This is a genomic window from Streptomyces sp. NPDC058326 (assembly GCF_042879855.1).
In the GTDB taxonomy this organism is placed as follows: Bacteria; Actinomycetota; Actinomycetes; order Streptomycetales; family Streptomycetaceae; genus Streptomyces.
The window spans coordinates 533,216-555,529 of record NZ_JBHVZO010000003.1; the positions used below are offsets into that span (position 1 = coordinate 533,216).

Consider the following 22,314-nt stretch of genomic DNA (forward strand, 5'->3'; position numbering starts at 1 on the left):
CCGCGCCGGGCAGGTACCGCGGTCAGTCGCCGTGGCCCGTGCCTCCGCTTCCGAAGCCTCCGCTGGAGATCCCGCCCCACTTGCGCTTCTCCTCGGACGGCGGGTCGGGTGACGTTTCCGTACCGGACGTACCCGAGTTCTTGAGCTGGTACGGCATGAGCCGGTGTTCGCCGTCCGTCTGCGGCATCTCGGCCGGCCTGCGGTACTCGGACACCTCACCGGGCGGCCGCTCGGTCTCCGGCCGGTGCGGCTGTTCGTCCGGCTTGGGCGGACGAGGCTCACGGTCGCGGACCCGGAACCCGAGCCACACGGCCGCGATCAGTACGAAGACGACGACGAGCCCGGCGAGGAACTGCCCGAGGCCTGACTGCCAGACTCCCGCGGCCATGGTCTGGGCTGCGCTGAGAGTGTTCATACAAGGGGATTACCCGATTCCACTTCTTTGGATGCGTCGGAGGGCGTTCCTCCGGAAATTCTTGAACAGGCGCTGAAACATTTGCGTACCCCCGCCGCGTCAATGAGGTGTACGGCGACCACACCCCGTGACCGCGACGGAAAGGAGGGGTATGAGAAAGTCCCGCGCGGACGAGTTCCAGGAGTTCGCCTCCGCACGTACGGGCCATCTGTTCCGGTCGGCATGCCTGCTGACCAGCGGGGACACCCATCTCGCCGAAGACCTCACCCAGGAGACGCTCGGCCGCATGTACGCCCTGTGGGGCCGCATGGCACGGATCGGCAACCCCGCCGCGTACGCCCAGACCGTGCTCGTCCGCACGTTCCTCAGCCACCGGCGCCGCCGCTCCGCCACCGAGCGCCCGCTCGGCGAGCTGCCCGACCGCGCCCCCGACACCGGCGAGGACCCGGCGCTCCGGATCGCGCTGCTCGACGCGCTGGCCGGACTCGCACCCAAGGACCGGGCGGTCGTGGTGCTGCGGTACTGGGAGGACCGCAGCATCGAGGAGACCGCCGAGGCCCTGCACGTCAGCTCCGCGGCGGTACGCACCCGCTCCGTGCGGGCGCTCGGGAAACTGCGGCAGTTGCTCGGCGGCAGCCTCACCGAGTTCGCCACCCGCTGACAGCTTCCGCGCCCGCCGACAGCTCCTCACCTCTGCTGACAGGTCCCACGCCTGCCGAGAGTGCTCCACCGACCGCTGTTCCCCGTTCGCTGTCCGTCGTCAGCCGGCTGCTCCGGCGACCGCCGACAGCCGGGGCACCCGCGCCTTTCTGCCACCCACCACAACCGGAGACGGTGAATTCGACATGCCCCAGAACGCAGACCCCCAGCACGAGGGATTCGAGGAGGAGCTCGGCGCGGTCCTGCGCCGCACCGGCGACGGCTTCGCCGTCGGCGACCGGCGTGAGCTGGTCGCGGGCGGGCTCCAGCGCGGCCGGCGCCGCCTGGTCCGCCGCCGCCTCGCGGTGACCGGCGGAGTCCTCGCGCTCGCCGCCGTCGGCATCGGCGGGGCGTACGGCGGCTCGCTGCTCTCACCCGCCGGCGGGCCCGATCAAACCTCCGTGGCCGCCGCCCCCAGGACCCCCAAGCCGACCTCCGCCACGGAGCGGCCCGCGCCCACGACGAACAAGCCGGTCCAGGCCCGGATCCCGGTCAAGGACCTCGCCGCCGTCCTCAAGGCCCACACCCCCGCGGGCACATGGGAGATCGACGACCTCGACGGAGCGGGCCAGTCCGTCGGGGGCGTCTACGACGACGGCAACGGCAGGGCGGGCGTCACCGTCGGTCTCCACCGTGCCTCCGGCACCGGTGAGGCGGGCGCCGACCAGGTGACCTGCCCCTCGAAGGTCTTCGTCCCCCACGACAGCTGCGTGAGCGAGCGACTGTCGAACGGGGCACGGCTGATGGTCTTCCAGGGGTACGTGTACCCCGACAAGCGCGAGGAGACCAAGCAGTGGCGGGCGGTCCTGCTCACCAAGGACGGCTTCCTCGTCGACGCGACCGAGTACAACGCCGACGCCGAGAAGGGCGGCACGATCAGCCGTGACAACCCGCCCTTCAGCCCCGCCCAGCTGAAGGCCCTGGTCACCGCCGACGCCTGGCTCCCGTACCTGAAGCAGCTCCCCGCCGGGCCGAAGAGGCCCGGCGGCGCCGGCGTCCATCAGCCGCCGGCCGTGCCCGGCGGAGCCGCCATGCAGGCCACCCTGCGCTCCCTCCTGCCCCAGGGCCTCACGGTCGTCGACAAGGGAGGTGACGACGGCGACGCCTTCGCCGTCGTCGACGACGGCAAGGGGAAGAGCTTCATCGGGATCAACGTCCAGCCGAACATGTCGGACGTGATCGGCGACCTCTTCGGCAGCGGGGACGTCACCACGCTGCCCGACGGCCGCATGGTGAAGCTCACCCAGCAGCCCGGTGAGAAGGGCGGCGCGGGCGTCGTCTGGTGGACGGCGGACACCATCACGCCGGACGGCTTCCGGGTCGTCGTCTCCGCCTTCAACACCGGCGCCCAGCACGAGGCCGCCACGCGCGCCGAACCCGCGCTGACGATGGAGCAGCTGAAGACGCTCGCACTGAGCCCCCAGTGGGCGAAGATCCCCCGGAAGTAGCCGGAGGACGAGACGCGGCGGTACGGGAGGCGGGCGCCACCGCCCCCGTACCGCCGCGGCCATGTGGCGCGCTTCCGGAGCCGTCTACTTGGCGTCCGCGTACCGCTCGACCGTGGCCGTCGTGAACGGGAACCGCACCGGCGTCTCCCCGAACGCGATCCGCCCCGCCTCGTCCCCGGCGCCCCGGATCGCCTCCGTGACCGCCTCCGCCTCCTCCGCCGGGCAGTGCACGATCACCTCGTCGTGCTGGAAGAACACCAGCTCCGCCCGCATCCCCGCGAGGGACCGTCGCAGCGCCGCCAGCATCAGCAGCGCCCAGTCGGCCGCGCTGCCCTGCACCACGAAGTTACGGGTGAACCGGCCCCTCGCCCGCGCGTTCCCCGAGGCGTAGCCAGGGACGAACTCGCTCTCCTCCGACGTCGGTTCACCACCCTCCTGCGGCAGGCCGGCCTCCTCGTCCTCGCCCGCGCCCACCGCCCGGGGACTGGTCCTGCCCAGCCAGGTCCGCACGAGCCGGCCCTCCTCGCCCGCCTTCGCCGCATCGTCGACGTACGCCACCGCGCGCGGGAAGCGGCGCCGCAGCGCCGCCAGGTTCTTCAGGCCGTCACCGCTCGTCTGCCCGTAGATCGCGCCCAGGAGCGCGATCTTGGCGTGGTCGCGGTCGCCGGAGAAGGCCCGGTCCGAGAGCCGGGTGTAGAGGTCGTCGGGGTGTCCCGCCACCTCCATCAGACCCGGGTCCCGGGAGATCGCGGCCAGCACCCGCGGCTCCATCTGGTCGGCGTCGGCCACCACCAGGCGCCAACCCGGGTCCGCGACCACCGCCCGCCGGATCACCTTCGGGATCTGCAGGGCCCCGCCGCCGTTGGTCGTCCAGCGCCCGCTGACCGTGCCGCCCGGCAGGTACTCCGGCCGGAAACGCCCGTCCCGCACCCAGTCCTGGAGCCACGACCAGCCGTGCGCGGTCCAGATCCGGTACAGCTTCTTGTACGCGATCAGCGGCTTCACCGCCGGATGGTCCAGCTCCTCGAGCTCCCAGCGGCGCGTGGATCTCAGCCGGACACCGGCCTGCGCGAAGGCCTTCACCACATCGGCGGGCAGGTCCGGCCGGACCCGGCGGCCGAAGGCCGCGGACACCTCGTCCGCCAGCTCCGCGAGACGGCGCGGCTCGCCCCCGCCCGCGTACCGCTCGCCGAGCAGCTCGCGCAGCAGGTCCCGGTGCACGTCCGCCCGCCACGGCAGCCCCGACCGGTGCATCTCGGCCGCCACCAGCATCCCCGCCGACTCGGCGGCCGTGAGCAGCCGCATCCTGCCCGGGTGCTCCGTCCGGTCGTGGCGGCGCAACTGCTCCGCGTACACCGCCAGGAGGCCGTCGAAGGGGACGGAGACCACCGGGCGCGGCTCGAAGAGCGAATCCTGCGAACCGGGCTCGGCGCCGCGCTGCGGCGGATCGGGCGGCACCGGGCCGTTCCGCAGGCGTGCCCAGGCCGCCGCCGCCGAACGCGGCTCGCCGAGCCGGCCCTCGTGGCCCAGGAGCAGCTGCTCGGCGTCCTCCATGTCGTAACACCGCTCGACCCGCACTCCGGCGGCGAGCAGCCGGGGGTACACCTCGGGCGTCGACCGCCACACCCAGCGGGTCACCTCGGGCCGCGCCCGTACGGCCGCGACCAGGTCCGGTTCGCGCCGTACCCCGGCGGCGGGCAGCCCGTCCGGGCCGAGGGGGACGAGCAGTGCCCCGTCCCCCTCGGCCTCGGCCGCCAGCGCCCACCTCTCGCTCATGGGTACGAGTCTGGCACCCGCCACTGACAGCGCCCGGGAGCCGGGCCGCGGACGGTCCGGCGCCCTGTGCGGGGCCCCGCGCTCGCGCCTGGGAGTGCCGCTTGCCGGACCCCTGCGCTCGTGCCCGGTCGCGTCAGGCCGGGGGCGACCTACGCCGCCGCGTGGAACAGGGCCGCCGCCTCGCCCCGCGAACCGACGTCCAGTTTGTTCAGGATGTTCGCGACGTGGAACTTCACCGTCGACTCGCTGATGTGCAGCTCCTCGGCGATCCGCCGGTTGCGGTGACCGAGGGCCAGGTGCCGCAGGACCTCCACCTCCCGTGCGCCGAGGCCGGCCAGCGGGTGCGCCGCCTCGACCGGTGTGGCCGGAGCCGCCAGCGGGATCACCGCCGTGATCGTGGTGCCCCAGCCGGGGACGGCGTCCATGTCGAGCCGCCCGCCGAGCACGTCGAGCCGGTCGCGGACCGTGCCCGCCCCCAGGTCGCAGGGGGCGAGCGCGCCCGCCCCGTCGTCCCGCACCGACGCCCGCAGTTCGTGTTCGGTCAGCTGCCAGCCGACGTGGATCCGCCGCACCGAATCCTGTTCCAGCACGACCAGGAGCAGCGACCGGACGATCGCCCGCGCGCTGTGCGCCACGTCCGCCGCGAGCGACCGGTCGGAATCCGGGGCGCCCAGGTCGAGCCGGATCTGGCTGTGCCGCAGCATCGGCCGCAGTTCGCCGGCGAGCCGCTCGAAGGCGTCCTGGGCGGGCTCCTCCGCGAGCGCCCGGTCCCGCCGCTGCTCCGCCCGCATCTCGATCAGCGCGGTGGCGGCCAGGTCGGTCGCGGTCGTCCGGGCCGTCGTGTCGTCGAGGGCGCGGCTCCGCAGCACCCCGAGGACACCGGAGAGCGCCGCCGAGTGCGAGGTGGTGAGCTCCGCGATCACCCGTGCCCGGGTATCGGCCGCCGCCCGCGAACGGGCCAGGGCGCCCGGCAGGGCCTCCGTCGCGAACCGGTCGAAGTGGCTGGACACCAGGTCCCACAGGGCCTGCGCCACGGTGAGCGCGGCCTCCTCCACGGGGGCGGCGCCGTCCTCCCTTACGAGCACGAGCACGGCCCCGCGTACGGTCGCGTGACTCGTGACGGCGACCACCTCACGCTCCCGGCCGCCGATCGTCGCCGTGCCCTGCCAGGGGCTCCCGGGCACGCCCGCCGCGAGCAGCGGCGCCAGTTCGGCGGCCGTCAGCAGCTCCGTACCGCCGAGTGCCTTGAAGGGTGAGTGGGCGCAGTGGGTGGAGAGTTCGGCCGCGTCCACGTGGGGGACGAGGGGTGCGAGGGCCGCCGAGACCTCGGGGAGGATCTCCCCGAGCGGCTGCCGGATGATCTCGTACGCGGTGGCCAGCGTGAGCGCGTCCATGCGGCCGAGCCTACGCGGGGAGGGGCAGGCCCAGGCTGGTCTTTCGGGTAGGTGCGACTGGCCGTTGGGAGGGCGGGAAGCGGGTGCCCGGGGGCCCAGTCTTGATCACGTCGAAGAGCGGCAGATGTGAACGGGCGGCAGTGGAGGCCGAGATGGAAGCGATCGTGTACGAGGAGTTCGGCGGCCCCGAGGTGCTGCGCCACACGACCGGAGTCGCCGTACCGCAGCCCGGTCCCGGCGAGGTGCGCGTCAAGGTGGCGGCCGTCGGGGTCAACCCGGTGGACTGGAAGCGCCGTTACGGCTGGGTCGAGGCGTTCTACCCGACGACCTTCCCGGCCGTCCCGGGCCTGGAGTTCGCCGGCACCGTGGACGGGCTGGGCGAGGGCGTCACCGGCCTGGCCGTCGGCGACGAGGTCCTCGGCTGGACGAAGACCGGCGCCTACGCCGCATATGCCATCGCCGGCATCGTCGTCCCCAAGCCCGCCGGTCTCTCCTGGGCGGCCGCCGCGAGCCTCCCCGTGGCGGCGGAGACGGCACAGCGGGTCCTGGACCTGATCGGCGTACGGGAGGGCGAGACGCTGTTCCTGCACGGCGCGGCGGGTGTCGTCGGCTCGGTGGGCGTCCAGCTCGCCGTCGCGGCGGGGATCACGGTGATCGGCAGCGCGTCCGAGTCCAACCACGCGTATCTGCGCGGACTCGGCGCGATCCCGGTGGCGTACGGGGACGGCCTCGCCGACCGGATCCGTGCCGCCGCCCCCGACGGCGTCGACGCGGTCTTCGACGCGGCGGGACACGGCGTGCTGCCGGTCGCGATCGAGCTCCTGGGCGGGGAGGGGGTGGCGCGGAAGGAGCGGATCGCGACGATCGCGGCGACGGACGCGGCGGAGTACGGGATCGCCTTCTCCGGGGTTCCGGGCGACCCGGACGCCGTACGGGCCGGGCTCACGGCCCACGCCCGGCAGGCGGCGGAGGGCACCCTCGCGGTCCGGCTCGCCGACACGATGCCGCTGAAGGAGGCCGCGCGCGCCCAGGAGTTGAGCGAGTCGGGCCATGTGCGGGGCAAGCTGGTCCTCGTCCCGTGACCCCGGCGGGCGCGGCGGAGAGGTGAGAGGATCCCTCCGCCGTGGGTGCCGGCTCCGACCGTGGAAGGCGATGAGATGTACGCGATACCCCTGGGGGACGCAGGCGCGGAGCTGCGCCCGCTCGAACCGTGGCAGGCCGAGGAGTTCCTGGCCCACATGGACCGTGGACGTGAGTTCATCGGCGCCCGCAACGGACTCCCCGACGTCGTCACCGACCTGGAGTCGAGCCGCGCCTTCCTCCGGCTGTACGCGGAGAAGACGGCAACCGACACGGGCCGCATCCACGGGATCTGGTCCGACGGCACCCTTGTCGGCGCGGTGATCCTCCGGAAGCTGGACACCCGCGACGGCACGGCCGAGGCGGGCTGCTGGCTGGAGCCGGCGGGTGTCGGCAAGGGGCTGGTGACCCGGGCGGCGCGGATGCTCATCGACTGGGCGATCGAGGTACGGGGGATCCACCGGGTGGAGTGGGTGGTGTCCTCCGACAACGAGCCCAGCATCGCCGTGGCCCGACGGCTCGGCATGAGCAGGGACGCGGTCCTGAAGGAGAGTTACCCCTACCGGGGCAGGTGCCACGACGAGGAGATCTGGTCGGTCCTCGCACCGGAGTGGAGGGCGGCGAAGGCGGCAGGGGCCTGAGGAGGCGCGCCGGGGCCTGAGGTGGCGCACAGTGGCCTGAGGTGGCGCGCCCGGGGCCTGAGGGTCGCGCAGTGGTCTGAGGGTCGCGCGCCGGGGGCGGGTACGAGGCGGTGTGAAGGCGGTACGGGTTGGCCGACGCGGGCGGCGCCGAGAAGCCACGGGCACGCCGCGCAGGCGGGCGGGGCGGTGACCCGGCTCCGACCCCGGTCACCGCCCCGTCCGTCCACCTTCGCCGCTCAGCGCGTCAGGCGCCACGCGGGAAGGGCCGACGCGGCGATCGCGACCGTCGCGCACACTCCCGCCGCCGCGCCGACCGTGCCCCAGGGAAGGGCCAGTGCCACCGGCGCGGACAGGGCGGCCAGGCCCGCGCCCAGGGTGCCCAGGACCAGGGCGGTCACCGTGAGGCCGAGCACCGTTCCGATCGCGACCGCGAGCGTCGCCTCGCCCGTCACGATCCGCAGGATCTGGGCCCGGGTGGCTCCGGCGAGCCGCAGCGAGGACAGCTCCCCACCGCGTACGGAGGTCGCCATGAGCAGGGTGTTGGCCAGGCCGATCACCGTGTAGACGAGGGCGATGCCGAGGACGAGGAGCAGGCCGAGCCGGGTCTGCGGGCTCCCGGTCGACGCACGGCCGGCCGCGGCCCACGCGTCGGCGGTCCTGACGGTGCCGCCGCTCGCCTCCAGGACCCGCGCCGTGGCCGTGCCGCCGCCCCGTGCCTCGATCCGGTCGGGGGCGGAGCCGGGGGCGTTCGCCCGGGTGACGTACGGCCCGTTGTCGCCCGTCCCCAGCGCGAGGACGGCCGCCACCCGGAGCCGTACCGGACCGGTCCCGTCCGCGCGCCAGACCTCGACGGTCTCGCCCACCCGGCGCCGCCCGAACTCCTCGTTGACGACGATCGACCGGTCGTCGAGGTCCCGCAGGTCGCCGGCGACCACGGGAAGCCGGGCGAGGTCGGCGAAGGCAGCCGGGTCGGTGATCGCCCGTGCCCCGTACTTCACGACGGCCTCGGCCCCGTCCCGTACGAAGAGGGAGGTCGCCCCGCTCGCGGACACGACCGCCCCGGGCGGCGCCGTCACCGGCTTCAGGCCCGCGCCGGACGCGACGTACCGTGCCGTCGTCTGCTCCCGGGCCTCGGCCCCCTTCGCCTTCGTGACGCTCGTGGCCGAGCCGAAGAGCGTCCCGGCGAGCGCCACGGTCACGAGGACGGGAGCGGCGACGGCGGCCGTACGGCGTACGGAGGCCGCGCTGTTCTCCCGTACCAGCGTCCCCACGGCACCCCGCAGTCGCAGCAGCCGGGCCACGGGCCGGACGAGCAGCGGGGAGAGCAGGGCGACGCCGGTGATCAGGAGCATCGGAAGCGTCGTGTACGTCTTCCGCTTGAGCAGCGCGGACGGATCGGTGGCACACGTCCAGACGAGGAGCCCGAGGCCGGCCAGGAGGAGTCCCGTGCCGAGCAGGGCACGGCCGAGGGGCAGAGCGTCGGCGTCGACGTCCGCCTCGCGGAGCGCCGCCGCCGGACCGACCTTCCCGGCGCGCCGGGACGCGGCGACCGCCCCGGCGAGGGCGACGGTCACCCCCGTCCAGAACGCGGCGTGGAAGGGCCAGACCGCCCCGCCGGCCGTGAACCACTCGGGTGCCAGACCTCCGTCGACGAGGGTCCTGGCGAGCAGGGGGGCGCCCAGGGCGCCGAGCGCGCAGCCGGCGGCGGAGGCGAGCACGCCGAGGGCCGCGGCCTCGGCGAGGAGGAGCCTGCGGATCTGGCCGGGGGTGGCTCCGGCGGTCCTGAGCAGCCCGAACTCGCGGCGGCGCAGCGCCACGGCGAACGCGAAGGTGGAGGCGACGACGAAGACCGAGACGAAGGCGGTGACGCCGCCGGAGGTGCCGAGGAGGGCGTTGAGGGCGACGAGCGCTTCGGCGTCCCGCTCGGGACCGGGGTCGGCGAGCCGCCGGTCGTCGCCGGTGAGGACCCGGGCGCGGTCGCCGACGAGCGCGCGTACCTCGGCGGCGGGGGCGTCGACGCCTACGGCGTCGGGCCCGGCGGAGGCCGATCCGGCTGAGGTGGCTCTGCCTGACGCAGCTCCGCCGGGCGTGGTTCCGGCCGTGGTCGTGACGGTCCAGCGGGCGCGGAGCTCGCGGAGCACTTCGCTGTCCACAGGCTGTGGACGATCGAGCCGCTGCGCCACGGAGACGGTACGGGGCCCGCGCCGCACGTCGAGCGTCAGCCGGTCCTGGCCCTGCACCACGACGGGCGAGGAGGCGAACCGCTGGGGAGAACGCTCGGGCGCGTGAAAGGTGGCGGAGAGACCGAGCCCCATGGTGGTGACCAGCCCGACGCCGAGGGCGAGGGCGACGAAACCGCCGAGGAAGGATGCCCAGCGGGCCCGGAGCCCGGACAGGACGACGGTCAGCAAGAGAGCCTCCCGTCGGCAGTGTCGGCCGCGCTGACAGCGGTGGCCGCGTCGGCCGCGCCGGCCGGAGCGGCCTCCAGCGGGGACCCCCGCCCCGACCCCGTCTCCAGCGCCGTCATCCGCGCCGCGACCGTTTCCGCCGTCGGGGAGGGCAGCTCGCCCGCCACGCGGCCGTCCACCAGGAACACCACCCGGTCCGCGCGGGCCGCGGCCACCGGGTCGTGGGTGACCATCACGATCGTCTGACCGTCCCGGTCGACCAGCTCCCGCAGCATGTCGAGCACCTCGCGGCTCGTCGTCGAGTCGAGCGCGCCCGTCGGCTCGTCGCCGAAGAGGACGGCGGGCCGGGTGATCAACGCGCGGGCGATCGCGACCCGTTGCCGCTGTCCGCCGGAGAGCTCGCCGGGCCGGTGCCGCTCCCGCCCCGCGAGCCCGACGCGGGCCAGTGCCTCCCGGACCTCGGTGCGGGACGGACGACGGCCGGCGAGCCGGAGGGGCAGGGCCACGTTCTGCGCGGCCGTCAGGGACGGCAGCAGGTTGAAGGACTGGAAGACGAAGCCGATGCGGTCCCGCCGCAACAGGGTCAGGCGCCGCTCGCTCAGCCCTTCGAGCGCGGTGCCGCCGACCTCCACCCGTCCGGCGGTGGGCCGGTCGAGGCCGGCCGCGCACTGCAGCAGGGTGGACTTGCCGGACCCCGAAGGCCCCATCACGGCGGTGAAGGTCCCGGTGGGGAAGTCGAGGTCGACGCCGTCGAGGGCGCGGACGTCCCGGTGGTGCCGGGTGAGCCCCCGGAGCCGTACGGCTGCGAGGGACGCGGCTGCGGCGGTGGTGGCGGCGGTGGTCGTGGTCATGGCTCAAGCGAACCGTTTCGGCCGCCGCCGATCACGACCACTGCCGGGCGTCCGGAAGGTAGGCCTGGCCCTACCCCTCAGGTACGGCTGAGACCATCGTGAGAGGACAAGCTGACAAGGTCACCAGAGGCACCAGGGACACGAAAGGCGCGGCGTGAGCACCGGCACCACCATCGACAAGGCCTTCGAGGCGCTGTACGCGAGCGACGACGGGTCGCTCGACACGGCGGCGTCGCTGCTGGCCGCCGATCCCGGCACGGACGCCGAGCTGGTCCGCCGCGGCGAGGAGTTCGTCCGGACGCTGTGGACGCGGGGCTGGCAGCCGGCGGACATCGTCCGGATGGCCCGCCGGGACCTGTCGGACGAACACCTCCGGGTCCTCACCGCCCTGGTCCTGGGCGAGACGGCCCGGTACGGGACGCTGCCGCGCCGCTGGCAGGCCCAGCTCGACGAGCTCGACGCCTCCCCCGGCCGGCCGACGGACCGGTTCTCGTACGCGACGACCGTTCTGGAGCTCTACCGGCTCCTGGTCCGGCTGCCGCGCCTGGACGCGGTCGGCCCCGCCCCCGGCGAGGCACTGCCGCCGGCGGCGGCCGGGGAGCCCCGGATGCTCACCCGGATCAGGGCGCTGCTCGCGAAGGCGGAGGCGACCGGATACCCGGAGGAGGCGGAGGCGCTCACCGCCAAGGCCCAGGAGCTGATGGCCCGCCACAGCCTGGACGAGGTGACGCTCGCGGCGGGCGCGCCGTCGCCGGAGACACCTGGGGCGATCAGGATCGGCGTGGAACCGCCGTACGAACAGGCGAAGGCGATCCTGCTCGACGCGGTGGCGACGGCGAACCACTGCCGGGCCGTCTGGAACGAGACGTACGGCTTCTCCACGGTGATCGGCTTCGAGGCGGACCTCGACCCGGTGGAGCTGCTGTACACGTCGCTGCTCGTGCAGGGCACGGCGGCGATGACGCGGGCGGAGGCGGAGCAGCGGGCGGGCGGGCGCAAGCGCACCAAGTCCTTCCGGCAGTCCTTCCTCCTCGCGTACGCGAACCGGCTCGGGGCGCGCCTCTCGGCGACGTCCCGGCGGGTCTCCGCCGAGACCCCGACCCTCCTCCCGGCCCTCGCCTCCCGCGACCTCGCGGTCACCACCCGCACGGACGAACTCTTCCCGGAAACCCGCGCCACGCGGGTGCGTGCGGCCTGGGACGAGGAGGGCTGGACGCACGGCGCGTCGGCGGCGGACAGGGCCGGCCTGCACCCGGGACGACGAGGGCTGCGGGGCCAGAGCGGGTAGAGGGAGAGGCGGGTAGAGGGACAGGCGGGTAGGGGGCAGTCGCGTAAGGGGAGCAGGCGGATAGGGGGACAGTCGCGTAGGGGGAACAGAGCCGTACGGGAGCGTGGCGGCGCCGCCTGCCGCCGGGCCCGGCGGCAGGGCGGGAAAATGGCCGTTTATGTCCCGATCGCGGATACGCTCGGGCCATGAGCTGGCTCCGGGCCTTGAGGGAGACCGCCCGCTCCGGGCTCACCGTCGAGCGGCGGCGGCTCGACCCCGTCATCGCCGCCCGCGCCGCCCTCGGTCTCGCCCTCGTCGTCGGCTTCTCGCTCGCTCTCTTCGGCCCCGCCGTCGCCGCCTCCTCCGCCTTCGGCGCCTTCCAGGCGGCCATCGCCACCTTCCAGCGTTCCTGGCGCCCCCGTCCCACCCTCGCCCTCGCGTCCGGTGCCAGCCTCGCCGTGTCGACCTTCTTCGGCTACCTCACGGGCGCCCACGACGGCCTCTTCCTCGCCCTGCTGCTCGCCTGGACGTTCCTGTCCGGCCTTCTCTGGGCGGCCGGCCCCACCGCCGGCATCATCGCCTCCTCCAACGTGGCCATCATGCTGGTGACGGTCACCCTCCCCACCTCGGTCGCGACCGCCGCAGGCCACGCCGTCATGATCTTCGCGGGCGGTGTCGTCCAGGCCGCCCTGGTCGTCCTCCTCCCGGTCCGCCGCTGGGGCGCCCAGCGCGACGCCCTCGCGGACGCGCTCGCCGCCGAGGCCGACTACGCGCGCCGCCTCCGCCATGACCCGGTGGCGCCGTTCGATCCCGTACCGCTGATGACGGCCCGCAGCGCGGCCGCCGTGACGCCGGGCCAGGCCCGCCGCCGCCCGGCGGAGCTGCACGGGGCGCGAGGGCTCGCGGAGCGCATCCGTCCGGTACTCGCCTCCCTCGCCGATCCGGCCGTCGGCGTACCGGAGGAGGGCCCGGAGCGGGAACGGGTGCGGGAGCTGCTCGCGGCCGCCGGCGCGGTCCTGGACGCCGCGGCGCACGCGATCCGGCACGGCGAACCGGTCGTCCTCCCTCCACCCGCCGTCGCCGCCCTGCGCACCCCGGACTTCTCGCAGACGTACGCGCGCTCGGTGGCGCGGTTCGGCGGCACGCTGGTCGGGGTGGCCCTGGCCACGGCGGTCGTGCGGTTCGCCCACCCGGGCACGTACCTGTCGGCGGCGCTCGCGGTGGTGTGCGCCTTCGCGATGTACCTGCTGATGCGGACGGGATACGCGGCAGGTCAGGTCTTCGTCGCCGCGTACGTCGTGTTCCTGCTCGGCATGGAGGGCGCGGGCCTGACCCAGACCGTACGGGACCGGGTGACGCTGACCCTGCTCGGCGGGCTCCTCGCGATGCTGGCGTACGCCGTCTACCCGGCCTGGGAGACCCCCCGGCTGCGGGGCCGGCTCGCGGACTGGCTGGCGGCGGTCGGCCGGTACGCGGCCGTCGTCACCGCGTGGTACGCCGACCCGGCGGGGACGGGCAGCCCCGACGTACGGGAGGCGCTCCTGAACACCCGCGAGGCCCGGGTCGCATGGCAGGAGGCGGTGGACCGCGCCACGCACGAACCGGTACGGCACCGGGGCCTCTCGCACGCGGCGGCGGAGCAGGCCGACCACGCGCTCGCGGAGTTCGGGCGGGTGGCGATGCTCATGGAGGCACACCTGCCGGAACGCGGTGCTCCGCCGGTGCCTGCCGCCGCGGCCCTCGCCGAGTCCCTCCGCCGGGCGACGGAACGGGGCGCGAAGGAGGTACGGGAGCGCAGGGCGCCGCACTGGGACGACCTGCGCGAGACTCTGGACGTCTGGTCGGCCGACCCGCCGGACCACTTCCTGCTGCACAAGGGCGCCGCGCTGCTCCTGGAGGCCCTGGACGAGGTCACGACGGCGCTGACGGACTCCACGCGCGCGCGGTGAGCCGGGCACGTCCGGTCCGGCACCGATGGGGCGGACACGTCATCCGGACGGGTCGGAACGGGAGTTGGAAGGGGTGAGGGCCGCGGACGTTCGCTCGCGGCCCAGGGAGACACCGAGTCACCGAACCACCGATCCCAGGAGCAACCGGATGAAGAAGTACCTGCTCGCCGCGGCCGGCGTCGTGGCCGCGGCGGTGTTCGCGGCTCCCTCGGCCGTGGGGGCGTCCACCGAGACCTCCGCCGCGTCCCGGCCCGCCGCACCGGCCCCGGCGGAGGCCGCTTCCGCGAAGGTCACCCCGGTCAAGGCCGTCACGCCCGCCCCGAGCCCGGTCCTCACCGTTCGTCCCGGAGAGCGCGTGGACGCCGGCCAGGGGTACACCGTGTGGCTGACGAGGGAGGGCAAGCACTGGACCGGACCGGACGGTTACGAGAACTTCCGCAGCGTGGTCGACGGCAACATCGACCGCTCCCAGCCCGGCGTGAGCCACCAGAGCGAGGGGGACGGGACGGGCGTCTTCCACTCGGGCCTCTACTACGGCACGCGTGACGCGGGCCGCGTCGAACTGACCGACGCCGAGGGCCACAAGACGGTCGCCACCCTCATCGCGCTGCCCGGCCGTCCCGACTGGGGCGTCTGGTACGCCCACACCGGGCCGTCGGAGAGCAACCAGGACGGCGGCCTCGGCGTCGCACTGTACGACCGCTCGGGCAAGCTCCTCGCCGAGCTGCCGGGCTTCGACATCCCGGCCGGCGGCTGATCCTCGGCTCACCGGAGGGACACGGACGTGGCGGGGCCCGGCACGGGGCGGGCCCCGCCACCCCCCTCCTGACACCGAACCCGAAGCCGACACCCCACCCGAAGCCGTCACCGAAGCCGACATCCAACCCGAAGCCGTCACCGAACCCGAAGCCCTCACCGACCCATCGATCGCGAGGTCCGACACCGTGCCGCACAAGCCCGTCACCGCCACCGACGACGACGGCTTCGCCGAGTTCGCCGTCGCCGCCTGGCCGCGTCTGGTGCGTACGGCTCAGCTCCTGACCGGGGACTTCCATGAGGCCGAGGACCTGGTGCAGACGACACTGGCCAAGGTGTACGGACGGTGGCGGAAGGTTCCCCGCGGGGAGATCGACCTCTACGTACGCCGGGCGCTGATCAACAACAACCTCAGCCGGCTCCGCCGGAAGCGGGTCGTCCATCTGCTGACGCCGGTACTGCCCGACTCGGCCCGTCACACCTCCGCGGGTCATGCCGAGACGGTCGAACAACGCGCGTCGCTCCTGGCGGCCTTGGCGGACCTCACTGTCCGGCAGCGGGCGGTCATGGTGCTCCGCTACTGGGAGGATCTGACCGAGCTGGAGATCGCGAGCGTGCTCAACTGCTCGATCGGCACGGTCAAGACCCATGCCCGGCGCGGTCTGGCGGCCCTGCGCGCCCACCCCGGGCTCGCCACCGCCACCGCCCCGCCGCTGCCCTCCCCCTCCGGAGCCCGACGATGACCCCCGCCACCCCGACGTCACCCCCCGACCCCGCCGCCCCCCGCCACGCTTCCGCCCCCCCGCCGGAGCCCGCCCCGGCCCACGGCCCCGACGAGGCCGATGTGCGCGCGGCGTTCATGCGGGCCGCGCTCGACGTCACCCCGGGCCCGGTGCCGCTGGCGGCCGTCCGGCGGGCCGGCCGCGCGCGCCGGAGGCGCCGTACGACCGTCGTGTCGGCGTTCTCGGTGCTCGCGGTCGCGACGGTGGTGGCAGCGGTCGTGGCCCTGACGCCCGTACGCCCGGCCCCGCCGGTCCCTGCCCCCGTCGCCGTCCCGCCGTCCGCCGTCCCGACTCTGGCGTCTGCCACGCCGCCGATCCAGGACCCGCCCCCGGCCCCCACCCCGGTCCGGGTGGTGGCCTCCGGCGAGCGGGTGAACGCGGGGAAGGGCTGGACGGTCTGGCTGACGGAGGAGGGCAAGCACTGGACGGGGCCGGACGGTTACGAGAACGTCCGCAGCGTCACCGACGGCAACGTCGACACGGCCAAGCCCGGAGTGAACCACCAGAGCGAGGGCGACGCGACTCAGGTCTTCCACTCGGGCCTCTACTACGGCACCCGTTCGGCGGGACGCGTCGAGCTGACGAGCGCGGGGGGCCGCAGGACCGTCGCCACCCTGCTCGAACTGCCGGGCCGGCCGGGCTGGGGTGTCTGGTACGCGTACACCCGGCCGGAGGACCAGGACGCCGGCCTCGCGCTGTACGACCGCGCGGGCAAGCTCCTCGCCGAACTGCCCGGCTGACCCGGGGGGCCCTCCGGCCGGCCTGCGGGGCGCGGGAAGGAGCGAGCCGTCAGCCGCGGCCGCCCTTCCCGGGGGCGCGAGCCGTCAGCCGCCCTTCCCGGGGGAGCGAGCCGCCCGCCGCCCTTCCGCGGGCCCTCACCACGAGGCCTTGCGCACCCCCGGCAGGTATCCCGCGTGCGCCTGCCCCCTGACCCGGACCCGGGAGAGGCCGAACTTCCGCAGGTGGCCCCGGGGCCGGCCGTCGACGGCGTCGCGGTTGCGGACCCGGGTGGCGCTGGCGTCCCGGGGCTGGCGGCTCAGTTCCCGTACCGCCGCCTCCCGCTCTGCGGCCGGGGTGCCGGGGCGGCGGATGACCTCCTTGAGCTCGGCGCGCCGCTCGGCGTACCGCGCCACGATCGTCTTCCGGTGCTCGTTGCGTGCGATCTTGCTGCGCTTGGCCATCAGACCTTCCCTCCACGTGCCCGGATACGGGCCACGGCGGCCTCGACGCCGATCACGTCGACGGTCTTGATCGCGCGGGCGCTGAGGGTGAGCCGGACGTACCGGCCCTCGCCGGGGAGCCAGTAGCGCTTCTGCTGGATGTTGGGGTCGAAGCGGCGAGAGCTGCGCCGGTGGGAGTGCGAGATCCGGTTGCCGAATCCGGGGCGTGCTCCGGTCAGCTGGCAGTGGGCGGACACGGGTGACCTACCTCTCCGTCAAGACATTGGAAATGGGAACCATTTTCATTTACTCTACACACCATGGCACGCAACGAACTCCGCCCCGTCATCAAGCTCCGGTCCATCGCCGGCACCGGCTTCACCTATGTCACCCGCAAGAACCGCCGCAACGACCCCGACCGCCTCACTCTGCGCAAGTTCGACCCGGTCGTCCGCCGGCACGTGGAATTCCGCGAGGAGCGCTGAACCAGCGCGTGGGATTCGCCGTCCTCCTCTGTGGGGAGGGCGGTCGCACGCTGAGTCGCGTAGCCGCTACGCCACCCCGCGTGCACGTGCATCTGCTCATGCATTGGCCATATGAACACAGCTATGATCCGAGGAAGTTGATACCTGCACCAAGCATCTCGGGGAGCTACCAGTGCATCATGCGCATCGCGCGTACAACGGCATGGCGGCGACGGAGCTGCGAGGCGTCGTGTGGCAGAAGAGCCGGCACAGCAACTCCCAGGGGTCCTGCGTGGAGTTCGCCAAACTGCCGGGGGGAAACGTTGCCGTACGGAACTCGCGCCACCCCGAGGGTCCCGCGCTCGTCTACACGCCCGCGGAGATAGAGGCACTCCTGCTGGGCGTCAAGGACGGGGAGTTCGACCACCTGGTGTGACTCCGGGTGCGGCGGTGACGGCCGTCGACGATCAGGTGTGAGCAGCGAGAAGGGCCCGGGCGCGTATCGCCCGGGCCCTTCTCGTCGTACGTCCCGCGGCCCTTCACGTCGTACGTACCGCGGCAGCCTCTCTTCGTACGTGCCGCGGCCACTTCTCTTCGTACGAACCGCGGCCACCGCGTCCTGCCGGTCGGCTACTCCGGTCCGACCCGGAACAGCGCCCACACCACCTTGCCGCGCAGTGTGCCGGCGAGTGGATGCCAGCCCCAGCTGTCGCTGAACGAGTCCACCAGGAAAAGACCGCGCCCCGACTCGGCGGCGAAGTCCTCCTCGCCGCCGCGCGCCTCCGGGCTCTCCTGGCTCGGGTCGCGCACGGCGCACACGAGGCGCGAGGACCAGCGCATCAGGTGCAGCCGCACCGGCGGGTTCTGGCCCTCTTCCTGAGGCGCGTCGGCGGGCACCGCGTGGCGCAGCGCGTTGGTGACGAGCTCGGAGACGACCAGGGCGACGTCGTCGAACCGTTCGGTCAGTTCCCAGCGGTCCAGCGTCGCGCTGGTGAACTTCCGGGCTCCGCGCACGGCTTCGTACCGCGCGGGAAGGGCGCAGGAGGCGGAGGTGGAGACGGCGCCGGGATCGATCGGCGGAAGGCCCTGCCGTAACGGCTCGAGCACGGTCGATCCATTCGTCCCCATGCGAGGCACTCCCGGGAATCGCGACTGTGGTGCGACAACACGACAACACGAACGAGTACGCGGCTGCGCGGGGTCCATGGTTCCGAATGCGCCCACTGGATGCAAGGGCAGATGCACGTGCACGCGCCGGACCTGTCCGTCCCCGCGCCTAATCTGTGCATAAGTCGTCCGCGCGGTTACGGGTAACTTTCCGGGACTGCCCGGAAGTCGCCGCCTTTCCGTAATCGAATGTGTACGCGCTGAAGCGTTTGGTGGCAGAATCCGGGGCTCGACGGGGGCTCGACACCGTAAAGGGGAGGCTGAGAGCCGTGACCGCAGGCGAATCGAGCGGAGCGAGCGGGAGCGTGGTGCGGCGCATCCTGCTGGGCTCCCAGCTGAGGCGGTTGCGCGAGTCCCGCGGGATCACCCGTGAGGCGGCCGGGTATTCGATCCGCGCGTCCGAATCCAAGATCAGCCGTATGGAGTTGGGACGGGTGAGCTTCAAGGCCAGGGACGTCGAGGATCTGCTCACGCTGTACGGGGTCGGGGACGAGGCCGAGCGCGGCTCGCTCCTCGGGCTTGCCCGCGAGGCCAACGTGGCCGGCTGGTGGCACAGCTTCGGCGACGTCCTGCCCGGCTGGTTCCAGACGTACATCGGGCTCGAAGGCGCCGCCTCCCTCATCCGGGTCTACGAAGTGCAGTTCGTCCACGGCCTGTTGCAGACCGAGGAGTACGCCCAGGCCGTCGTCACCCGGGGCATGCCCGGCGCGCCGAGCGCCGAGATCGACCGGCGGGTCGCCCTCCGTCTCGAACGGCAGAAGGTCCTCGTCTCCGAGCGCGCCCCCCAGTTCCACGCCGTCCTCGACGAAGCCGCCCTGCGCCGGCCCTACGGCGACCGGTCCGTCATGCGCGGTCAGTTGAAGCACCTCATCGAGGTCTCCGAGCATCCGGGCGTCACACTCCAGATCATGCCCTTCAGCTTCGGCGGTCACGCGGGCGAGAGCGGCGCCTTCACGATGCTGCGCTTCCCCGAGTCCGACCTCTCCGACATCGTCTACCTGGAACAGCTGACCAGCGCCCTCTACCTCGACAAGCGCGAGGAGGTCGCCCAGTACCAGCGGGTGATGGAGCGGCTCCAGGCGGACGGTCCGGATCCGGCCGAAAGCCGCGACCTCCTCCGGGGACTCCTCCAACTCATCTGACACATCAGTACGATGACGTGACATCAGTTCCGGCGTCACTTCTGTCATCGCAGAGAGACAGAGCGGGTAGAGGGGTCTCGATCCATGTCGCACTTCACCGACCTGGCCCACCAGTACATCGACGGCGAGTGGAAGCCCGGCAGCGGCTCGTGGGACATCATCGACTTCAACCCGTACACCGGGGAGAAGCTCGCGTCGATCACCGTCGCCACCACAGGTGAGGTCGACCGCGCCTACCGGGCCGCCGAGCGCGCCCAGGCGGCATGGGCCGAGACCAACCCGTACACGCGTCGGCTCGTCTTCGAGCGCGCGCTGCGGATCGTCGAGGACCGCGAGGAGGAGATAGCCGAGACGATCGTCGCCGAGCTCGGCGGCACCCGTCTCAAGGCGGCCTTCGAGCTGCACCTCGCCAAGGAGTTCCTGCGCGAGGCGGTGCAGCTGGCACTGCGTCCCGAGGGCCGCATCCTGCCGTCCCCGGTCGACGGCAAGGAGAACCGCGTCTACCGCGTCCCGGTCGGCGTCGTCGGCGTCATCTCGCCTTTCAACTTTCCCTTCCTCCTCTCGATCAAGTCGGTCGCGCCCGCGCTCGCCCTCGGCAACGCGGTGGTCCTCAAGCCGCACCAGAACACCCCGATCTGCGGCGGCACCCTCGTCGCCAAGGTCCTGGAGGAGGCCGGGCTGCCCGCCGGTCTGCTGAACGTCGTCGTCACCGACATCGCCGAGATCGGCGACGCGCTCCTGACCCACCCGATCCCGAAGGTCATCTCCTTCACCGGCTCCGACAAGGTCGGCCGTCACGTCGCCACGGTCTGCGCGCAGAACTTCAAGCACGCCGTCCTGGAGCTCGGCGGGAACAGCGCCCTGATCGTCCTCGACGATGCCGACGTCGACTACGCCGTGGACGCGGCCGTCTTCAGCCGCTTCGTCCACCAGGGTCAGGTCTGCATGGCCGCCAACCGCATCCTGGTGGACCGCACCCTGGAGGAGGAGTTCACCGAGAAGTTCGTGGCGAAGGTGAAGACCCTGCGGGTCGGCGACCCGGCCGACCCCGCCACCCACATCGGTCCGCTCATCAACTCCCAGCAGGCGGAGGCCGTCTCCTCGCTCGTCGACCAGACGGTGGAGGCCGGCGCGACGGCGCTGCTGCACGGCACGGTGGACGGCAACCTCGTCTCCCCGTCCGTCCTCACCGGCTTCGCCCCGGACGCCCCCGTCCTGCAGCAGGAGATCTTCGGCCCGGTCGCCCTGATCGTTCCGTTCGACGGTGAGGAGGAGGCGGTACGGATCGCCAACGACACGCCGTACGGGCTCAGCGGCGCCGTCCACACCGGGGACATCGAGCGGGGTGTGCGGCTCGCCAAGCGCGTCCACACCGGCATGATCCACATCAACGACGGCACCGTGCACGACGAGCCGATCGTGCCCTTCGGGGGCGAGAAGCACTCGGGCGTCGGGCGGCTCAACGGCGAGGCGATGGTGGAGAGCTTCACCACCCAGAAGTGGATCTCGATCCAGCACGGCCGGAGCCGCTTCCCCTTCTGATTGGCATCTAGGACAGTGGCTGTCCTCAATGATCCGTAGCTTGAGCGGTGTCGGAAACGTTCACCACGGAAGGCGGACATCATGGTCGCTCTCGTTCCCACCGAGGCCCACGGCGACGAGCGCGGCGCGCTCCTCAACTTCGTCGAGGCCCAGCGCGCCGCGCTCCGCCGCTCGCTCCTCGGACTCACCGAGGAGCAGGCGGCGGCCCGCCCCAGCGCCAGCGAGCTCAGTCTCTCCGGCCTGCTCAAGCACGTCGCCGAGGTCGAGCACAACTGGCTGCGCCTCGCGCAGCAGCGGCCTGGGGGCGCCCCCGGAGGCAGCTCCGGGGGAGAGCGGCAGCGCACCCAGGAGACCTGGGGCGATGCCTTCCGGCTGATGGACGGGGAGACGATCCCGGAGATCGTGGAGTTCTGGGCGGGCGTGGCGAAGGAGACGGAGGACTTCGTCCGCTCCGTACCCAGCCTGGACGACACCTTCCCGCTGCCGAAGGCCCCCTGGTTCCCCGAGGACGGACGGGTCTCGGTCCGCTGGATGCTGCTCCACCTGGTCCAGGAGGCCGGCCGGCACGCCGGGCACGCGGACATCATCCGGGAGTCCCTGGACGGCAAGGGCTCCTTCGACCTGATCGCGGAGGAGCGGGGGCGGTGACCCCGCGCGCGTGGACCCCGCGCGCGTACCCTGGTCAAAATTGACTAGGAGGTACGTGGGATGTCGGCGATCCGTCTTCTCGTCCTGGGCGCGGTGAAGCAGCACGGCCGCGCCCACGGGTACCAGGTGCGCAACGACCTGGAGTACTGGGGCGCGCACGAGTGGTCCCACGCCAAGCCGGGCTCGATCTACCACGCGCTGAAGCAGATGGCGAAGCAGGGACTGCTGCACGCGCACGAGGTGGCGCCGAGCGCGGTGGGCGGGCCGCCGCGCGTCGAGTACGAGCTGACGGAGCAGGGCCGCGAGGAGTACTTCGCGCTGCTGCGCGAGGCGCTGACCACGTACGACCAGAAGATGGACGTCCTGTCGGCGGGCATCGGCTTCATCGTGGACCTGCCCCGCGAGGAGGCCGCCGAGCTGCTGCGGCAGCGGGTGCGGGCGCTCGACGAATGGCGGGCGGCGGTCACCGAGTACTACACGCCGGAGGGCGGCCCCGGCCAGCTCGGTCACATCGGCGAGATCATGCACATGTGGGTCCACTCGGCGGACGCCGGCAAGGAGTGGACGCTCGGTCTGATCGAGCGGATCGAGGGCGGGGCGTACGTGTTCGCGGGGGAGGGGGAGCCCTTCGTGGGCGTCCTCGCCGAGGGGGAGGAGAACCCCTTTGCGACCTGATCGAGCGTGGCCGAAGAAGAGCGGCTAATCAAGTTTGACTAACTGCCCGG

General features: G+C 73.1%; 23 protein-coding genes. 15 read left to right on the forward strand and 8 right to left on the reverse strand.

All coding sequences use genetic code 11. The annotated features are described in order from the left end of the window. Nucleotides 1–22: 22 nt before the first annotated feature. A complete protein-coding gene (locus tag ACFVYX_RS08105; protein ID WP_389680496.1) occupies nt 23–415 on the reverse strand; it encodes a DUF6479 family protein in 393 nt (130 codons plus the stop codon). A gap of 151 nt (nt 416–566) precedes the next feature. On the opposite strand from ACFVYX_RS08105, the gene ACFVYX_RS08110 reads away from it, so the two are divergent. Then, nucleotides 567–1,076: a SigE family RNA polymerase sigma factor gene (locus tag ACFVYX_RS08110; protein ID WP_389680497.1), complete on the forward strand. Its 510-nt coding sequence runs from the start codon at nt 567–569 to the stop codon at nt 1,074–1,076. A gap of 184 nt (nt 1,077–1,260) precedes the next feature. Beyond that, complete coding sequence (locus ACFVYX_RS08115; protein WP_389680498.1) at nt 1,261–2,562, forward strand: hypothetical protein; 1,302 nt, start codon at nt 1,261–1,263, stop codon at nt 2,560–2,562. Nucleotides 2,563–2,646: 84 nt separating this feature from the next. On the opposite strand, the gene ACFVYX_RS08120 is transcribed toward ACFVYX_RS08115, so the two are convergent. Further along, nucleotides 2,647–4,338: a bifunctional 3'-5' exonuclease/DNA polymerase gene (locus ACFVYX_RS08120; RefSeq protein ID WP_389680499.1), complete on the reverse strand. Its 1,692-nt coding sequence runs from the start codon at nt 4,336–4,338 to the stop codon at nt 2,647–2,649. A gap of 149 nt (nt 4,339–4,487) precedes the next feature. Further along, nucleotides 4,488–5,732 carry a LuxR C-terminal-related transcriptional regulator gene (locus ACFVYX_RS08125; protein ID WP_389680500.1) on the reverse strand — a complete coding sequence of 415 codons (1,245 nt, stop codon included), beginning with the start codon at nt 5,730–5,732 and terminating at the stop codon, nt 4,488–4,490. Nucleotides 5,733–5,884: 152 nt separating this feature from the next. On the opposite strand from ACFVYX_RS08125, the gene ACFVYX_RS08130 reads away from it, so the two are divergent. Both ACFVYX_RS08130 and ACFVYX_RS08135 read left to right on the forward strand, forming a co-directional pair. Beyond that, nucleotides 5,885–6,814, forward strand: a complete 930-nt coding sequence (locus ACFVYX_RS08130) for an NADP-dependent oxidoreductase (protein ID WP_389680501.1) — start codon at nt 5,885–5,887, stop codon at nt 6,812–6,814. 75 nt (nt 6,815–6,889) lie between these two features. Then, a complete protein-coding gene (locus ACFVYX_RS08135; protein WP_389680502.1) occupies nt 6,890–7,453 on the forward strand; it encodes a GNAT family N-acetyltransferase in 564 nt (187 codons plus the stop codon). Nucleotides 7,454–7,689: 236 nt separating this feature from the next. On the opposite strand, the gene ACFVYX_RS08140 is transcribed toward ACFVYX_RS08135, so the two are convergent. Both ACFVYX_RS08140 and ACFVYX_RS08145 read right to left on the reverse strand, forming a co-directional pair. Continuing rightward, nucleotides 7,690–9,864: an FtsX-like permease family protein gene (locus ACFVYX_RS08140; protein ID WP_389680503.1), complete on the reverse strand. Its 2,175-nt coding sequence runs from the start codon at nt 9,862–9,864 to the stop codon at nt 7,690–7,692. After that, nucleotides 9,858–10,712: an ABC transporter ATP-binding protein gene (locus ACFVYX_RS08145; RefSeq protein WP_389680504.1), complete on the reverse strand. Its 855-nt coding sequence runs from the start codon at nt 10,710–10,712 to the stop codon at nt 9,858–9,860. The genes ACFVYX_RS08140 and ACFVYX_RS08145 overlap by 7 nt, the downstream gene beginning before the upstream one ends. A gap of 154 nt (nt 10,713–10,866) precedes the next feature. Between ACFVYX_RS08145 and ACFVYX_RS08150 the strand changes: the two genes are divergently transcribed. The 5 genes from ACFVYX_RS08150 to ACFVYX_RS08170 all read left to right on the forward strand — a co-directional run bounded on the left by ACFVYX_RS08150 (nt 10,867) and on the right by ACFVYX_RS08170 (nt 16,206). Beyond that, a complete protein-coding gene (locus ACFVYX_RS08150; RefSeq protein WP_389680505.1) occupies nt 10,867–12,000 on the forward strand; it encodes a DUF2786 domain-containing protein in 1,134 nt (377 codons plus the stop codon). A gap of 185 nt (nt 12,001–12,185) precedes the next feature. After that, nucleotides 12,186–13,928 carry an FUSC family protein gene (locus ACFVYX_RS08155; protein WP_389680506.1) on the forward strand — a complete coding sequence of 581 codons (1,743 nt, stop codon included), beginning with the start codon at nt 12,186–12,188 and terminating at the stop codon, nt 13,926–13,928. Between the two features lie 148 nt (nt 13,929–14,076). Beyond that, nucleotides 14,077–14,685: a hypothetical protein gene (locus ACFVYX_RS08160; RefSeq protein WP_389680507.1), complete on the forward strand. Its 609-nt coding sequence runs from the start codon at nt 14,077–14,079 to the stop codon at nt 14,683–14,685. Nucleotides 14,686–14,872: 187 nt separating this feature from the next. Then, complete coding sequence (locus ACFVYX_RS08165; protein ID WP_389680508.1) at nt 14,873–15,427, forward strand: SigE family RNA polymerase sigma factor; 555 nt, start codon at nt 14,873–14,875, stop codon at nt 15,425–15,427. Further along, the gene (locus ACFVYX_RS08170; protein WP_389680509.1) at nt 15,424–16,206 is read left to right on the forward strand and encodes a hypothetical protein; all 783 of its coding nucleotides are present in this window, start codon (nt 15,424–15,426) and stop codon (nt 16,204–16,206) included. The genes ACFVYX_RS08165 and ACFVYX_RS08170 overlap by 4 nt, the downstream gene beginning before the upstream one ends. 135 nt (nt 16,207–16,341) lie before the next feature. On the opposite strand, the gene rpsN is transcribed toward ACFVYX_RS08170, so the two are convergent. Further along, on the reverse strand, nt 16,342–16,647 hold the full coding sequence (gene rpsN, locus ACFVYX_RS08175; protein ID WP_389680510.1) for a 30S ribosomal protein S14: 306 nt from the start codon (nt 16,645–16,647) through the stop codon (nt 16,342–16,344). Then, nucleotides 16,647–16,883, reverse strand: a complete 237-nt coding sequence (rpmB, locus tag ACFVYX_RS08180) for a 50S ribosomal protein L28 (protein WP_389680511.1) — start codon at nt 16,881–16,883, stop codon at nt 16,647–16,649. Before rpmB ends, rpsN begins: the two co-directional genes overlap by 1 nt. A gap of 63 nt (nt 16,884–16,946) precedes the next feature. Here rpmB and rpmG point away from each other — a divergent pair, with 63 nt between their 5' ends. Continuing rightward, entirely contained in the window at nt 16,947–17,111 is a 165-nt protein-coding gene (gene rpmG, locus ACFVYX_RS08185) for a 50S ribosomal protein L33 (protein ID WP_389680512.1), read from the forward strand. Nucleotides 17,112–17,313: 202 nt separating this feature from the next. Beyond that, a complete protein-coding gene (locus ACFVYX_RS08190) occupies nt 17,314–17,526 on the forward strand; it encodes a DUF397 domain-containing protein (RefSeq protein WP_173861569.1) in 213 nt (70 codons plus the stop codon). A gap of 194 nt (nt 17,527–17,720) precedes the next feature. Here ACFVYX_RS08190 and ACFVYX_RS08195 read toward each other — a convergent pair whose 3' ends face one another. After that, nucleotides 17,721–18,218, reverse strand: a complete 498-nt coding sequence (locus ACFVYX_RS08195; RefSeq protein ID WP_389680513.1) for an ATP-binding protein — start codon at nt 18,216–18,218, stop codon at nt 17,721–17,723. Between the two features lie 308 nt (nt 18,219–18,526). Here ACFVYX_RS08195 and ACFVYX_RS08200 point away from each other — a divergent pair, with 308 nt between their 5' ends. The 4 genes from ACFVYX_RS08200 to ACFVYX_RS08215 all read left to right on the forward strand — a co-directional run bounded on the left by ACFVYX_RS08200 (nt 18,527) and on the right by ACFVYX_RS08215 (nt 22,264). Beyond that, nucleotides 18,527–19,399, forward strand: coding sequence for a helix-turn-helix domain-containing protein (locus ACFVYX_RS08200; RefSeq protein ID WP_389680514.1), 873 nt, complete (start codon nt 18,527–18,529; stop codon nt 19,397–19,399). Nucleotides 19,400–19,483: 84 nt separating this feature from the next. Then, entirely contained in the window at nt 19,484–20,941 is a 1,458-nt protein-coding gene (locus ACFVYX_RS08205; protein WP_389680515.1) for an aldehyde dehydrogenase family protein, read from the forward strand. Nucleotides 20,942–21,022: 81 nt separating this feature from the next. Then, on the forward strand, nt 21,023–21,589 hold the full coding sequence (locus ACFVYX_RS08210; protein ID WP_389680516.1) for a DinB family protein: 567 nt from the start codon (nt 21,023–21,025) through the stop codon (nt 21,587–21,589). A gap of 60 nt (nt 21,590–21,649) precedes the next feature. Then, entirely contained in the window at nt 21,650–22,264 is a 615-nt protein-coding gene (locus tag ACFVYX_RS08215; protein WP_389680517.1) for a PadR family transcriptional regulator, read from the forward strand. Nucleotides 22,265–22,314: the final 50 nt, after the last annotated feature.

Coding starts and splice junctions, on each gene's coding strand:
- ACFVYX_RS08105 (WP_389680496.1), bottom strand. CDS start 415: ATGAACACTCTCAGCGCAGCCCAGACCATGGCCGCGGGAGTCTGGCAG.
- ACFVYX_RS08110 (WP_389680497.1), top strand. CDS start 567: ATGAGAAAGTCCCGCGCGGACGAGTTCCAGGAGTTCGCCTCCGCACGT.
- ACFVYX_RS08115 (WP_389680498.1), top strand. CDS start 1,261: ATGCCCCAGAACGCAGACCCCCAGCACGAGGGATTCGAGGAGGAGCTC.
- ACFVYX_RS08120 (WP_389680499.1), bottom strand. CDS start 4,338: ATGAGCGAGAGGTGGGCGCTGGCGGCCGAGGCCGAGGGGGACGGGGCA.
- ACFVYX_RS08125 (WP_389680500.1), bottom strand. CDS start 5,732: ATGGACGCGCTCACGCTGGCCACCGCGTACGAGATCATCCGGCAGCCG.
- ACFVYX_RS08130 (WP_389680501.1), top strand. CDS start 5,885: ATGGAAGCGATCGTGTACGAGGAGTTCGGCGGCCCCGAGGTGCTGCGC.
- ACFVYX_RS08135 (WP_389680502.1), top strand. CDS start 6,890: ATGTACGCGATACCCCTGGGGGACGCAGGCGCGGAGCTGCGCCCGCTC.
- ACFVYX_RS08145 (WP_389680504.1), bottom strand. CDS start 10,712: ATGACCACGACCACCGCCGCCACCACCGCCGCAGCCGCGTCCCTCGCA.
- ACFVYX_RS08155 (WP_389680506.1), top strand. CDS start 12,186: ATGAGCTGGCTCCGGGCCTTGAGGGAGACCGCCCGCTCCGGGCTCACC.
- ACFVYX_RS08160 (WP_389680507.1), top strand. CDS start 14,077: ATGAAGAAGTACCTGCTCGCCGCGGCCGGCGTCGTGGCCGCGGCGGTG.
- ACFVYX_RS08170 (WP_389680509.1), top strand. CDS start 15,424: ATGACCCCCGCCACCCCGACGTCACCCCCCGACCCCGCCGCCCCCCGC.
- rpsN (WP_389680510.1), bottom strand. CDS start 16,647: ATGGCCAAGCGCAGCAAGATCGCACGCAACGAGCACCGGAAGACGATC.
- rpmG (WP_389680512.1), top strand. CDS start 16,947: ATGGCACGCAACGAACTCCGCCCCGTCATCAAGCTCCGGTCCATCGCC.
- ACFVYX_RS08190 (WP_173861569.1), top strand. CDS start 17,314: ATGGCGGCGACGGAGCTGCGAGGCGTCGTGTGGCAGAAGAGCCGGCAC.
- ACFVYX_RS08195 (WP_389680513.1), bottom strand. CDS start 18,218: ATGGGGACGAATGGATCGACCGTGCTCGAGCCGTTACGGCAGGGCCTT.
- ACFVYX_RS08205 (WP_389680515.1), top strand. CDS start 19,484: ATGTCGCACTTCACCGACCTGGCCCACCAGTACATCGACGGCGAGTGG.
- ACFVYX_RS08210 (WP_389680516.1), top strand. CDS start 21,023: ATGGTCGCTCTCGTTCCCACCGAGGCCCACGGCGACGAGCGCGGCGCG.
- ACFVYX_RS08215 (WP_389680517.1), top strand. CDS start 21,650: ATGTCGGCGATCCGTCTTCTCGTCCTGGGCGCGGTGAAGCAGCACGGC.